This window comes from Weissella sp. DD23, assembly GCF_001579105.1.
Classification (GTDB): Bacteria; Bacillota; Bacilli; order Lactobacillales; family Lactobacillaceae; genus Weissella; species Weissella cibaria.
In genome coordinates this window covers 57361-72142 of record NZ_KQ970392.1, presented here as the reverse complement: position 1 = coordinate 72142, position 14782 = coordinate 57361, and the positions used below count along the sequence as shown (strand labels likewise).

Here is a 14782-nt window from a genome sequence, read left to right as displayed (position 1 = left end):
TATTTGCCCCGCTGAATGGCGTCCGCGCCATTCGGTTGCCGAGTTTTTGAACAAAGGCGCAGGATGCCAGCCGAACCTGTTGCTCGTGCGCTAGCACGACACATAAACGCAAATGAGCGTCACCGCAAAAGCAGTGACGCTCATTTTTTAACGCTGTTTATGGCAAATCATTGCCGGCTGCAAAGTAGATGTCGTACCATTCTTGGTTCGTCAACGTTACCTTGTCGCCGTCCATCATTTCGTCCAAACGGTTCACATTCATTGAACCCAAAACAACTTGCATCTTAGCTGGGTGGTGCAAAATGAAGGCCACGGCAATCGTGTTCTTCGTTACACCGTACTTATCAGCCAATTCTTGCAACTTTTGGTTCAAGACTGGGAACTTATCGTTGTCGATAAATGGTCCTTCAAAGAAACCATATTGGAATGGTGACCACGCTTGAATCGTCATGTTCTTCAAACGTGAGTAGGCCAAAATGCCACCGTCGTGATCAAATGAACGCTCATCTGACATGTTCACGTGCAATTCTGAATCAACCATACCCGTGTGCATAATACCGAATTGCAATTGGTTCGCAACCAACTTTTGGTTCAAAGAAGCTTGAACCAATTCGACTTGCCATGGGTTCATGTTTGACGTTCCGAAGTGCTTAACCTTACCAGCCGCTTGCAACTCATCAAAAGCTGCCGCAACTTGTTCAGGATCCATCAACGTGTCTGGGCGGTGCAACAAGAAGACATCCAAATATTCCGTTTGTAGACGCTTCAACTCTTCATCAACAGCTGAAATCAAGTGTGACTTTGAAAAGTCGTAACGAGGACCCTTCCAACCATCACCAGAGATTTGACCATCTTCCAAGATGATGCCACCCTTTGATTGCAAGATGATGTCTTCACGCGCAATACCGGCGTCCTTCAAAGCTTGACCAAGGACAACTGAGCTTTGACCAGCTGCATAAATGTCAGCCGTATCAAAGAAGTTCACGCCCTTTTCCATTGCCTTTTCAACCAAAGCTTGTGCTTCAGCTGCAGACTTGTCCGCGATACGCATTACACCAAGGGCTACATCAGGAATCATAAGTCCTGAGCCACCCAAATTAATTTGTGCCATGTTTTCACCTCCATAGTATAGTTTCAGTCTACTCTTATTTATCTTAAAACACTATGAACAACCAATGAAATTATTATTCGAATGTTAATTAGCAACAGGTGACTCATCCGCAAAAACCACCTGACCATTTTCGAAAGCTGCGATGCGGGCCAAGGACTCAACGCGCACACCTTGTTCATCTAGCAGCGCGCGGCCCTTTTGGAAAGTCTTTTCGATAACAATACCGGCCCCAACCACTGTGGCACCTGCGTCAGACGCAATTTGGAGCATCCCCGCTACCGCTTGACCGTTCGCCAAGAAGTCATCAATCAACAACAAGCGTTCGCCCGGTTGGATAAAGCGCTTATCAACCAAAATATGGTTCGTCTCTTGCTTGGTAAACGAGTAAACATCAGCTACGTAGTGATCTCCTGAGAGCGTTAACGACTGCTTCTTACGAGCAAACACCATTGGCACGTTTAAGGCCAACGCTGCAAAAACAGCCGGCGCAATGCCAGATGATTCAACTGTCAGTACTTTATCGATTTTTTCTGTTGCAAATAACCGGGCAAATTCATTCCCCATAGCTTGCATAAGCGCTGGATCCACTTGATGATTTAAAAAATTATCAACTTTCAACACTTCAGTCCCCAATACGCGACCGTCTGTTTGAATACGTTCTTCTAATAACTTCATGATGCTGTGACTTCCCCTTTTTCACGACCTGGTAAAACAATATTTAAGAACACTGCCAACACGGATGTGACAACAACGGCGTTCTCAATCACTAAACGAATTAATTCTGGTAATTGTTGGAAAATTTGTGGATACACGGTGACACCAATGCCGGCCCCAATTGAAATGGCTGCAATCATTAAATTGCGTTCCTTACCAAAATCAACCGTGCGCAAAATGGTCGTTCCCTGGATACCAATCGTACCAAACAAGACAATCATGGCCCCGCCCAACACAGATGTTGGAATAATCGTCGCCAGTGCACCAAACTTTGGTAACAAACCAATTAAAATCAAAATAACTGCAGCGTAGTAAATAGGTTGTTTCGTCTTAACGCCTGATAAGCGCACCACACCAACATTTTGTGAAAACGTTGAATATGGAAAGGTGTTAAACAAACCAGATAGCACCACGGCTAACCCTTCAGCGCGATATCCCTTTGCCATGTCTTGATTTGTTAGCTTGCGTCCCGTTAAATCAGCTAACGCGAAGTACACACCGGTTGACTCAATCATTGAGGTCAACGCAATGATAATCATCGTAATAATCGCTGAAGAATGGAACGTTGGCACACCCAAGAAAAAAGGCGTTGGTAAATGGAACCATGACGCTGCCGCAACGGGTGCTAACGATACTTTACCCAAAATTGCGGCAAAAGCGGTCCCCAGCACAATTCCCAATAGAATTGAAATGGCCTTGGTAAAGCCTTTCGCTAACAAACTAACGAGGACAATAATTGCAATCGTAAACGTACCAATTGCTAGGTTTGCTGGACTACCGAATGATTTGGCAGCGACATCTCCGCCACCTAAATTTTGAATACCAACTGGAATCAACGCAAACCCAATCACCGTAATCAAAGATCCCGTAACAACTGGCGGAAAAAATTCACGTAATCGCGCAAATAGGCCCGCAATCAAAAATACGAAGACCCCCGCTGAAATGGTCGCACCATACATCGCACCGATACCCAACGTGCCACCTATATTAATCAAGGGGGACACCGACTGAATCGCCGAACCTAACACAACTGGCATCGCGATACCAGTGAGGCGCGTACTCTTTAGCTGTAGCAATGTACCAATTCCTGTCATAAAGATATCCGCCGAAATCAAGTACGCCATTTGTTGTGGTGTAAAGTGCAGTGCTGCCCCGATTAACAACGGTACTAGAATACCCCCAGAATACATGGCTAACACGTGTTGCAAGCCCAACACTAGCGCTTGTAGTTTATTAGTCTTCACGACCGGTTCGGCTTTAACACCTGCGACAGCTTCCATAATAAATAACCCCTCCATGTGTGTCGCAACCACTACCCCCAACAGGTTAACTAACGAAAAAAGCACCCACTCTCACGCTTAAAAAGCATGCAGAATGGGTGCACGAATATCGTTTAAAACACTATCAGTAGTCTGTCTCTCGGGAAACAGGTAGGAACTCGCTGGCCATTCTCCAGCAATTATACCGATAGTGATTACGTCATATTTAATTGTTACTTACTATAGCAAACTTACCAGAAAATGCAAACATTATTTTCAACAGAATAAAAATCGTTCGTCATTACTTGATTGGTAAGCCAGCCGTGGCTGCTTGGCGAATACCATTTTTATAGGTATACACTTTATAATGAACCGTCTTTTTCCCAGTATAGGGTCGACCATCTTTAATCCAACGCCAGCCAACCTTGCGCCCCGTCACATCCTTAACCATGACATAAGCATCCTTAACTAGGCCACGTGAAGCAAAGGTATTTGTTAACTGGTTTGACCCGTTACTGGTTGTTGAAATCGCATATACTTTGTGATCAATTAGAATATTTCCCTGGGCAGGCACGCCATTTTTAGCTAAATAATAGGTTTTGCCGTTCCGCTTTAACCACCGACTTTTTAGCGCAACACCATCATCAAAATAACGATAACCCGCGACCGTTGTTTGCAACCCATTCGCTAACTTATCGGCAATGTAATAGCGTTTGTCCCGCCAGCCAGTATATGTTTTAGCCTTGTAACCGTCCCCCGCAATTTGCTTGGCAACAGCCTCACCGATCTTATAATATGCGGCCTGAGTTGGATGCGTCGTATGATCACCTAACTCTTTATGGTAGTTAAAATTATTAACCACGCGGGCATTAATCGGCTTAACACCTAACTGTTGATATGCCAACAACAACGCTTGTTTCTCTTGCAAATAACTATAGCCACCTAGACGAATCGTGTTGAGCGTATCCCCGTCTTCCCATGTTCCTTGTGGCATCAACGCATAAAACTTCGCCCGTGGTGCTAAGGCCTTTAATTGGCGTACATTATTCTGCAACGTCCCAATCACAACTGGTAATGCATTGTCACTGTGCAAATAATCATTGATACCTAACCCTATCAACACAAGATTGGCTTTTTTAAACGCCTTGTCCTTGCTAATTAGTTGCGTTGTTGCTGAAAAATCACGTTGATACGTCGAATGTCCTGAAATCATCGCGCCCGAAACCGAATATTCATTGTGCGCCGTCACATGTAACTTATCCGCTGCCACCAACGGATACGGCGCCGTTACAATTTTATGGCCATCCCAACCAACCGCAGTGGAATCACCAATCGCCCATAACGTATCTGCTGATGCTGTCATTGGTACAGACATTGCCCCCACCAGACTCACCAACAGACACAGCATCCCTTTTCTCATTAATCTGAACCCCATCCATTATCCTGTTACTTACAGATTATCATGATTAATCTATTTTTGTTCTCTAAATTTGTCACAAATTTGAAACAAAAAAGAGACTGGGACAGCATTCACTGTCTCAGCCTCAAAAGTAAGCTTTAGAAGAAGTATTCTAAGTCTGACGCCGGCGTTGGGTAGGCATACAAACGATCACGAATCGCTTGGTAACCATCTTTGTTATTAATCGCTTCAGTAAAGTAATTAATCAACTCATCGGCATGCGCACTCAAAACCGTGGCACCAACCAACTTCTTATTTGCGTCCAAGACAACCTTGGCCCGGGCAGCTGGCTCACCTGTTCGGTAATACGTAAACCAGTTGGTCATATCGATATCACGAACTGAATAGCCATCCGCCTCAGCGTATTGCGTTGGTACGCCAACAGCTGCTAACTTAGGCGTCCCGTATACAACAACTGGCACAGCCGGATACGTAATTGGCTCGTCATGACCCAAAATCACTGAAGCTGCGTAACGTGCTTCGTAGTAACCCACCGTTGTAATCCGTGGTCGGCTTGTATTGGCAACGTCACCCGCCGCGTAAATGTGTGGGTTTGACGTCCGCAAGAATTCGTCCACGTTAATCCCGTGAATATCATCTTCAACCCCAGCATTCTCCAAGGCCAACGTGTCATTGTTACCCACACGACCTACTGCGCGCAAAACCAATTTTGTTGGCAACGTACTACCAAAACTCAATGTGGCGTTCAGCCCGTCATCAGTCTTAGCAACTTCAGTCACTTCTGTGTTGAAGTACACCCGAATGCCACGATCATCTAATTGATCAAGTAGCGTATCAACGAAAGCTTCATCGAAACCAGTCAATAACTCACTACCACGCACCACCAAGTGCACTTGTGCCCCAGCAGCGGCCGCAATTGACGCAAATTCAACCGCGATATAACCACCACCGATAATCACAACGTCTTCTGGCATTGCAGGCAAACTCAAGAACGTCTCTGAATCAATCGTTAGCTCAGCCCCAGGAATATCCAACTCAGCTGGACGTTGCCCAACCGTCAAAATCCAGTCGGTTGCTTGTACTTCAATGTCTTCATCCCCATGCACAACAACTGTATCTGAGTTGATGAAGTGGGCTGCCCCATAAACGTGCGCAATCCCATTTGCATCCAATGAGTGCACTGTCTTTTCAGGAATTGCTTCCGTAAAGCGCATCTTACGGCCCATCAATGATTCCCAGTTAATCGCCACTTGACCATCGACACCGTCACCGCTCAGAAACTCAACGTGTTCTTTCGCTTCAACCGCGGCCAAAAGGATTTTCTTAGGGTCACAACCATAGTTTGGGCAAGTGCCACCCCAGAGGTACTTTTCAATCAAGGCAACCGTCTTACCAGCGGCCACAATATCTTCCGCGGCAGCGAGTCCTGCTGGTCCAGCACCAATGATGGCAACGTCATAATGCAATGTTTCAGCCATTTCTATCTCCTACGTTTTTTAATTTTGTAGTTCTATCATACCAGTCTTGTCTAGCAAGTTTGGCTTAGATGTATTGCAACAAAATCTTAGTAAAGTGCTCGATTTCAGCTTGTTCCTTAATGCCAAAACGGTTAAAGGCCGTTGAGTCGATATCCAAGACACCCAAACGCTTACCTGAAGCTGTCGTCAATGGCACAACAATTTCAGCATTTGAAGCAGGATCGCAAGCGATGTGACCGTCGAAGACGTGCACATCGGCGACACGAATCGTCTCTTGCTTGCTAAAGGCATCGCCAACCACACCTGAACCAGGCTTAATGCGAACAACCGCAGCCTTTCCAACGAAAGGTCCCAAGATTAATTCATCAATCTTCTCATCGTACAAGTAAAAACCGGCCCAGTTAACTTGCTTCAAGTTTTCTTGCAAAATAGCCGCCGCATTCGCCAAGTTGGCCAATGGGAACTTTTCTGATTCTTCACCCTTAATCCACTCAATCAACAATTGTGAAATCAAAGGTGTCTTTACCAAGGTATCTGCTTCTGCACGTGTAATCTCAATAGCCATAATATATATCCTCACTTTAATCAAATAATCTATCTTCTTAACAACTCATAAATTCGCGGATAAAAAGAAAAAGTCGTCCCTAGCCAGACTAAAATGTCTGACTAGGGACGACTTCATCGTGTTACCACCCTAATTTATGTATTTGTCACCAAATACACCTCTACAGTTCGCCGCACTCAAGCGGATAAACCAGGGAAGATAACGGTTCCTGCCGTGGTAACAGCTTGCACCATCACCATTTCTCCGAGCTCATCTTCATGTCTTGAACAGAACGACTTCTCATCAACCAGCCGCTTTCTGAATCAGTTCGTAACACTACTCTTCTCATCAACGAATTTATGTCTTAACTTGATGAACTGTATATTACACGCCCCAAATTAGAATGTCAACACTAATATGAGAAAATGTTCATCTAATTTTAAGCAATATTTTTAGTTACCCATGCCAAAACATCATTTGGGTTCAATCGCTCACCGTTACCAATGTGCGCTACTTGTTCGCCACCCTCAAACAAGACAAAGGCTGGAATTCCCATTAAGCCTTGCTCTTGAGCGATTGCCAAATTGGCATCACGATCGGCATCGAACCAGCTAGCGCCCGCATTTTCAACGGCTTCTTTAATATCTTTGACAAATGGCTTAATTGCCTTACAATCACCACACCAATCGGCTTGTAAGAACATCACTTGCTTGCCTGGTTGGGCAAGCAAGTCCTTGATTTCATCATCAGTATGATTGACTGGCTTATAAAATTCCATAGTATTGCTCCCTTAAAACACTTTCCCTCTCCCTAACACCCTATCGTTTTATCACGCACTCGTCAACAGACGAAAAAAGCGCCTGGAAACGGGAAGGTCAGGGCGCTTTTTACTAACCGCGGTTTTCACGCCATTAGCAGAGGCTAGTCAAACCTCTTCAGGGTTGATAATACGCCGTAAAAACAACTCGGTCAACAGTTTTATTAATATTAAATTAGTATAATTAGAAAACGGATAGTTATCAATTGATGGTGGCTGTTCGTCGCATCATCTTAACGGAATAGCCGATTAGGATAACCCCCAGCCCCACAATACCGTACCATGCGATTGTAGTTGAGAAGATATTCGCAATTCCTAAGAAAACCACTTGACCCAATGGCACACCTATCATTTCAAACGTTCCCAACAATCCAGCAACGGTTGTTAAGTGTTCTTCCGGTACAATACGTGTGACCAGGGCGCCATACTTGGGATTTAATTTGCCCATTGCGAAACCAAGCAGAAAATTAATCACAATTAATAGACCGAACCGGGGTAGGAACAATACCGCTAGTGCATTAATCACCATCATCATTAATACCACGTTCACCAAACTTGGTAATTTGATTTTATGCAAATAGCCATTAAACAAGGACGAACCAGCAACGATACCGACACCGATGCCAGCATCGATCAGCGCCAACGTTGTCCCGTAACCACCATGCCACATTTGCTTATTAGCCAGTACCGACAGTTGTAGCAACCCTTGCGCGGCATTTCCCAATAAATTAACCAGGCCCGCCATACTAATGATGTAAACCATCATCGCATCTTGCTTCACCACCGCAAAGCCAGCTACCATCATCGCACGCAGGTGTGTATCGGCCGGTTTAACGAGATCGGAAAACTGTCGGTCCGTGACCAATAATTGCCGGCGCCCAATAAACAGATTCACCCATGATAATAGAAAGAAGCCACCGTTCAATAACGCAAAAATAGTGAAATTATGATGCACGAGCGCCAGCAAACTAACCCCAATCACACCACCAACCATCGCTAGTATATTATTAATCGCCATCATATACCCGTTCGCCGCTTCCAAGTGTTCATCCACCACAAGATGCTTGATTAACGGCTGCAAAACCAACCCGGCCACGTTGCTAATCACATCACTCAACACCAAAAACGGCAAAATGATTAATAGTGGCAACCAGCCTGGCGTAGTCGTAGCAAAGACTACCGCAATGACCACATAGCCTGCGATTTCAATTAAACGGGTAGTTAAAATCCATTGAATTCGTTGCGTCACCCGACCAGCGATTGCACCAAAGAAAAATTGCAACATACTGGGCAACGCCAGCACCACACTAATAACCGACACCGCTAACTTGGCATGCGGTAATTCTGCTGCGTACACCAAAAATGCGTACGTGAACAGCGTTGCACCAAACGCCTGAAACGCCCGACTGACCGCAATCGTGCGAAATTGTTGGTTTTTTAAAAATAATGCTTGAAACATAACGCCTACCCCCCTAATTAATCCGACGTCTCACCCATCTGCATACGATACAAATCGGCATAACGACCATGCTGGGCCAGTAAACTCTCATGGGACCCGCGTTCGACAATCTCCCCCTGATCAAGCACCAAAATTAAATCAGCATCTTTAATGGTTGATAGTCGGTGGGCAATTGCAATCGTCGTCCGTGCTTGTCGCATCTTCGCCAAGGATTGCTGAATAATCGTCTCGGTTTCGGTATCAACGTTAGCCGTAGCTTCATCAAGCACTAAAATTTTCGGATCACGTACAATTGTCCGTGCAAATGACAGTAGCTGCCGTTGACCAGTTGAAAACGCTGCGCCTCGTTCAACAACCGGTTCATGGTAGCCCTGCGGTAAACTCCGAATAAATTCATCCGCATGCACAAATTTTGCAGCCGCCTCGATTTGTTCATCCGCAATTTGCGAATTGTAAAGCCGAATATTGAAGGCAATATCACCATAAAATAGAAATGGCTCTTGCAAAACTAGGCCAACTTGACGCCTAAAATCAGCCATATCCAATTGGCGAATACTCTGATCATCAATCAAAATATCCCCCGACTGAAATTCATAGAACCGCATCATGGCATTAATCGTTGATGATTTACCAGAACCGGTGTGGCCAACCAACGCCACTGTTTGCCCAGGTTCGGCTACAAAACTAATATGCTTTAAGACGTCATGTTCACCGTCATATGAAAAACTGACATCCCGAAACTCAACTTTTCCCGCCGTAATCCGACCATTCGCCGGTGCTTGCTGGGCTGGTTCCAACGTGTCGTCAGCTAAAATCGCCAACACACGACTACCCACGACCACCCCATCTTGAAATGACGATAACGAATCCATCGCCGAATCAAATGGGTTATAAAACGCCGCCACATATGACAAAAACGCATACACCGTACCAGCTGCTATGGTTGCTGACTGACTCGTCCAACTGAACGTCAGCATTACCGCAATAATAGCGCCGCCATATAACAAGTCCACCATGGGCGATAGCAATAATGAATTTGTTTTCACCATCCGCACACGGGCCTGGTAATAGGCATTATTTGTCTGCGCAAACTCACCCGCTAACCGACTTTCTTGCCGGAATTGCTGAATCACTGACATCCCCGTAATTGCTTCTGCCAATTGGGCGTTCAATTGCGACAACTTTTCACGCATATGCCGATACACTTTCGTTGCCACGACTTGATACAACCAAATACTACCAAGCAGCAACGGCACAAATAACAGCGTCACTAGCATCACATGTACATCCGTCAGCCACATGGCTATAAACGCGGACACGATTGCAAACACACCCGTCGTTAACGTCAAAAACAACTCCCAAAAGTCTGTAAACGAACTGGTGTCATTCGTTACCCGCGACACTAACGATCCCGCTGGTGTCTGATCAAAGTAGCGCATCCCCAACGTATGTAGTTTTCGATACAGCTTCATCCGCACATCTTCCACCATAAATTCAGCTGCCGACATAAACCAATAATCACTGAAGAATTGTGCCACTGCTTTAACCAAAGTGATTGTAAAATACAATAATGCGAAAACAATTAGTAATCGCCACGTGGGTGACATGCGATGCAGATGCTGGTTCATGAATGTCTGCAGCAAGCGTGGTAGTAACACATTTACAACTGAAATGGCAGCGGCCAATATCAAAGCACCGTAAAAATATTTGGCATACGGTTTCATAAAACGAAATAGTGCCCGAACCGTTTGAAATTGTGTCGCCGCGGTCATCTTGCCAGACCATGCGGACGTATTTTGTTTAGCCATGGGTCGTCACCTCCTGATCAAGTTTTTCCGATAACTGTTGCGCCGCAAACATCCGGGCATACCAACCGCCTTGCTGGATTAAGTCACTATGCGTGCCCCGCGCTTCTACCCGACCATGTTCAAACACCAACGTTTCGGCCGCCTGAACGACTGCACTCAGCCGGTGCGTGGCGATAATCGTCGTCTTGCCTCGGCGTTGATTATGGAGCATCGTTAAAATTTGTTGCTCCGTTTTCGCATCAACTGCTGATAACGCATCATCCAAAATCAAAATATCCGGGTTGATAATCAACGCTCGGGCAATCGCGAGCCGTTGGCGCTGACCACCCGACAATGAAATTCCTTGTTCGCCGACTTGTGTATCATAACCGTCTGGCAAATTCATAATGTCATCATGCAAGGCCGCCCAGCGAGCGGCTTCTTGTACCCGCGCCAATGAAATGTTTGGATCTGCAAACCGGATATTTTCTAACACTGAGGTTGAAAACAAAAAATTATCTTGTGGCACATAACCAATCGCTGGTAGATAGGTATCTTTGTCATAGTCACGAATATCAATTTGATTGATTTTGATACTACCGACATACTGATCAAACTCACGTAGCAACAATTGAATCAACGTACTTTTTCCTGACCCAACTGGACCGACAAGTCCCAAAGTATTTCCAGCCTGAACAGTCGCGTGCACATTCTGCAATGCCGCTTCAGTGGCATCTGGGTATTGAAACGTCGTTAGATCAATCTGTAAGTCACCGCGTGGCACTTGTTTTAGCCCTTTTTTATCCAGTGTTGCTGGTTGTTCAGCCAATAACGTCGTAATCCGTTCGTAGGCTGCATTACCGCGTTGCAAGTTATTAAAGAAAAAGCCCAACCCTAAAAAAGGCCAAACTAGCGCCGACAAATAGGTGACAAAAGTAATCAAACTACCAATCGACAGCGACCCAGTCTGCACAAGGTATCCACCATAAATGATCGTGCCAACAAACGAAATTCCCGTTAAAATCGTAATGGCGGGATTAAACAAGGAATCTAACCGCTCGGCATGGCGGGTCGCCCGAATTGAATCATTAATTTTTGTTTGAAAGTCGGCAGTATCTTCGGCAGCTTCACCAACAGTCTTTAATACTTTAATGCCCATCAACGACTCTTGCGTCTTATTATTCAACTGCGAAAACATATCCTACACTGCTGAAAAGGCGGCAGAAATCGAGCCACCCAACAGTTGCGCCACCAACGTAATCCCAAGCAGTGGCACGACTGCCATAATGGTCAGGAGTGGATTCACCACCACAGCCATCGCTGCAACGACTGATACACCGGTAATCAACGCATCGAATAATTGCAACACGCCATTGCCGGCAACACGTTGCAGTTGATTGATATCATTTGTTGCGTGGGCCAGTAGGTCCCCCGTTCGGTGCTTCTGAAAGAAGGGCTTATCCATCTCCAAATAGTGGTTCAATAAACGCAACCGCATCAAGCGCTCCAAACGAGCCGAGGTTCCCCAAATAAAATATGACCAACCAAACCGTAAGAGATATTGACCAACTGTCGCAATCGCAATCCAGACAATAATTGGACCGAGCGTAGCACCAGATGGTGCCCGCTCACTGATCAAATTTGCAAAGCGACCAATCATAATCGGCGGAATTAAGCCAAGCATTGCCACGCCCAATAGTGCTAGAATGCCGAGTAAATATGAACGCCATTCCAGGCGAATAAACCATTTCAAACGAAAGAATAATCTCATCGTCCCCTCCTACTATTTTTCTGAAGAAAAAGGCTCATGACGCAGACCGTCACGAGCCTTTTAATATTTCTAATTACTTGGTTGCCAAGTCATTTGAGGTCACACCAATCTTCTCCCAAAGATCGTATGCATCATTTGCCTTTGTCCAACCAACCACACGATCATTAACTGGTGTGTAATCGATAGCAAACTTTTGTGGCACTACATATGCTTGATCATTCATGTACTCTTGATACTTCTTGAAGGCTTCCTTACGGTATGACGTCTTCAAAGCTGATTGAGAGTCAATGTCATTCAACAACTTCGTCAACTCAGGTGACGTCGCGTGACCCAAGTTGTAAGGAGCGGCCTTTGAGAACAAATCCATTTGTGAAGGTTCTGATGACAAGCCCCAAGCCGCATCCGTGATATCCCACTTTTGACTCGTACCGTCTTGGACAATCTTGCTCCAGCTGTTAAAGTCGGTCAAACGACCACCGTAAAGGCTGACCTTAACCCCAACCTTCTTCCATTGTTGGATGTTGTTTTGTGAAACCGCTTCTGATGTTGGTGCACCTGAACGAGCCATATAGACCAAATCAAGCTCCTTGCCGTCCTTCTCACGGTAACCCGTCTTCTTGTTCAGCTTCCAACCAGCTTCGTCCAACAAAGCGTTGGCCTTCTTCTGGTTCAATGGGAACCCCTTAGCATCTTTGTCTTGCACAGATGAGAAGACTGGCGGAATTAATGACGTTGCCCGTGTTCCAAGCCCATTTGAATACTTATCAATAACTTGTTGCGTATTCAAGGCATATCCCAGTGCTTGACGGACACGCTTGTCTTGCAAAGGTGTATCACGGTCTTGCACGTTTTCACTCTTATCGGCATCATAGTGTCCCAAGTTGAAGACTTCCATTGAGACGTACAATTGGTTTTGCCCCGTCATCTTATAGCCAGAGGCCTTCTTAATTTGTGGGTACAATGACGCAATATTCTCAATTGACAAGTCGTACTTGTGTGCATTGAAGGCTGCCGCAATCTTAGTTGGTGAAACCACCTGTTCAGTAATTGAATTCAACTTAGGCTTTTCACCATAGTAGTACTTGTTCGGCGTCAACCTAATTGACTCACCTGGCACCACCTTTGCAACTTGATATGGACCCCAAACCAGTGGCTTCGTTGTATTAGCTTCCGATGATGCCAATTTCTTAGGTGCGATATCCTTAATCTGGTGATATGGCGTAACCGTCTCAAGATAGTAGCCATTTCCTGAATATGGCATTCCTGGCTTCATCGCCTTGAAGTGAACCACTACCTTCTTGCCGTCTTCACCATCCGGATAGGTAATACCTGAAATCGTCTTGGTCTTACCATCGTGGAAATCCGACAAACCTTCGATATTAGCCAATGACTCTGTCCAACGATCTGAACCATACGCCTTGTTTGCCAACACTTCATAAGTGAACTCATAGTCCTTGGCTGTCACTGGCTTACCATCTGACCAGGTCAACTTCTTATTCAGCGTGATAGTTGCCGTCTTAGCGTCATCGTCAAACTTAACCGTAGCAGCACCCTTATCATTAATCTTAAATTGCTTATCAGTTGCGAAAATTCCTGATGATCCTTGACCTGTCGGATTGAACATATCACTCGTCAACGCATCATCTGACAACGGTGACAAATACGATCCTTGGAACGGTGTATCTGACACAGCCGCAATCTTCAAATCGCCACCCTTGATAGCCTTACCCGGATTGTTATACGCAACCGGCAACTTACCCACTTTGTCATGATTCACAGCTTGTTTATCATTCCCGTGACCGAACGCGAAGAACGCTGCGACCGCCGCTAACACCACAACGACCAGTCCGAGCAACCATTTAACTGCCTTACTCATACGAACACCCCCATATATTCCCTTATATTTCGTTGACATTGACTTTACTCGCGGTAATTTTAATTGTCAACACATTATTCTAATTAAATTCTAATTTAGATGTTATTAGTCGGTTAGCCTAGTGATTGGCGTTGATCAGCTACCCGTCGTAGCGCTTGCCCAATCATCATAATCAATACGGTATACAACAAGATCATCACTGCGGCAGGAATCCAAACCCACGGCTTACCTGTCATCGTTTCAGGGTCGGTTGCATAGTTAATCAACGTTCCCAATGATGGCGTGTTCGCCGGCAGACCGAAGCCCAAGAATGACAAACTCGTCTCAAGACCGATATTTCCAGCAAACATCAACGTGGCTTCAACGATAATCAACGATGATAAGTTCGGAAAAATCTCGCGGAAAATAATCTTCAAATTAGACGTTCCTGACGTCTTAGAAGCTCGGACATAATCCCGATTCACCTCAACCAACGTTCGCGCACGAATCAAACGCACTGTGTTAAACCACCCCAGCAACGTCATGATGATAATCAATGACCACATG

Annotated in this window: 11 protein-coding genes, 1 pseudogene, 1 riboswitch and 1 other annotated feature; all 12 genes and pseudogenes read right to left on the bottom strand. The window is 45.4% G+C overall.

All coding sequences use genetic code 11. From position 1 onward, the window contains the following. Positions 1-157: 157 nt before the first annotated feature. Positions 158-1111 carry an aldo/keto reductase gene (locus tag WEIDD23_RS04740; protein WP_062358805.1) on the bottom strand — a complete coding sequence of 318 codons (954 nt, stop codon included), beginning with the start codon at positions 1109-1111 and terminating at the stop codon, positions 158-160. Between the two features lie 84 nt (positions 1112-1195). Then, positions 1196-1786 (bottom strand): xanthine phosphoribosyltransferase, encoded by a 591-nt coding sequence (locus tag WEIDD23_RS04735; protein WP_010375202.1) that lies wholly within the window; start codon positions 1784-1786, stop codon positions 1196-1198. Continuing rightward, the gene (locus tag WEIDD23_RS04730; protein ID WP_010375203.1) at positions 1783-3105 is read right to left on the bottom strand and encodes a nucleobase:cation symporter-2 family protein; all 1323 of its coding nucleotides are present in this window, start codon (positions 3103-3105) and stop codon (positions 1783-1785) included. Before WEIDD23_RS04730 ends, WEIDD23_RS04735 begins: the two co-directional genes overlap by 4 nt. Before the next feature lie 108 nt (positions 3106-3213). Beyond that, a riboswitch (purine riboswitch) is annotated at positions 3214-3312 on the bottom strand. A 73-nt stretch (positions 3313-3385) separates the two neighbouring features. Then, the gene (locus WEIDD23_RS04725; RefSeq protein ID WP_197458810.1) at positions 3386-4504 is read right to left on the bottom strand and encodes an SGNH/GDSL hydrolase family protein; all 1119 of its coding nucleotides are present in this window, start codon (positions 4502-4504) and stop codon (positions 3386-3388) included. 137 nt (positions 4505-4641) lie between these two features. Next, a complete protein-coding gene (locus WEIDD23_RS04720) occupies positions 4642-5982 on the bottom strand; it encodes a dihydrolipoyl dehydrogenase family protein (RefSeq protein WP_010375206.1) in 1341 nt (446 codons plus the stop codon). A gap of 64 nt (positions 5983-6046) precedes the next feature. Continuing rightward, positions 6047-6547, bottom strand: coding sequence for a GAF domain-containing protein (locus tag WEIDD23_RS04715; RefSeq protein WP_010375208.1), 501 nt, complete (start codon positions 6545-6547; stop codon positions 6047-6049). Positions 6548-6647: 100 nt separating this feature from the next. Next, positions 6648-6887: a binding site (T-box leader), on the bottom strand. A 78-nt stretch (positions 6888-6965) separates the two neighbouring features. Beyond that, complete coding sequence (locus WEIDD23_RS04710) at positions 6966-7304, bottom strand: thioredoxin family protein (protein ID WP_010375210.1); 339 nt, start codon at positions 7302-7304, stop codon at positions 6966-6968. Between the two features lie 241 nt (positions 7305-7545). Further along, positions 7546-8802, bottom strand: a complete 1257-nt coding sequence (locus WEIDD23_RS04705) for an MFS transporter (protein ID WP_010375212.1) — start codon at positions 8800-8802, stop codon at positions 7546-7548. A gap of 17 nt (positions 8803-8819) precedes the next feature. Then, the gene (locus WEIDD23_RS04700) at positions 8820-10610 is read right to left on the bottom strand and encodes an ABC transporter ATP-binding protein (RefSeq protein ID WP_062358804.1); all 1791 of its coding nucleotides are present in this window, start codon (positions 10608-10610) and stop codon (positions 8820-8822) included. Next, positions 10603-12360 (bottom strand): annotated as a pseudogene (locus tag WEIDD23_RS04695) (ABC transporter ATP-binding protein). Before WEIDD23_RS04695 ends, WEIDD23_RS04700 begins: the two are co-directional and overlap by 8 nt. Before the next feature lie 73 nt (positions 12361-12433). Then, complete coding sequence (locus tag WEIDD23_RS04690; protein WP_010375218.1) at positions 12434-14236, bottom strand: oligopeptide ABC transporter substrate-binding protein; 1803 nt, start codon at positions 14234-14236, stop codon at positions 12434-12436. Between the two features lie 113 nt (positions 14237-14349). Then, positions 14350-14782, bottom strand: a 433-nt coding sequence (locus WEIDD23_RS14505) for an ABC transporter permease (RefSeq protein WP_242865429.1), incomplete at its 5' end; no start/stop codon positions are given.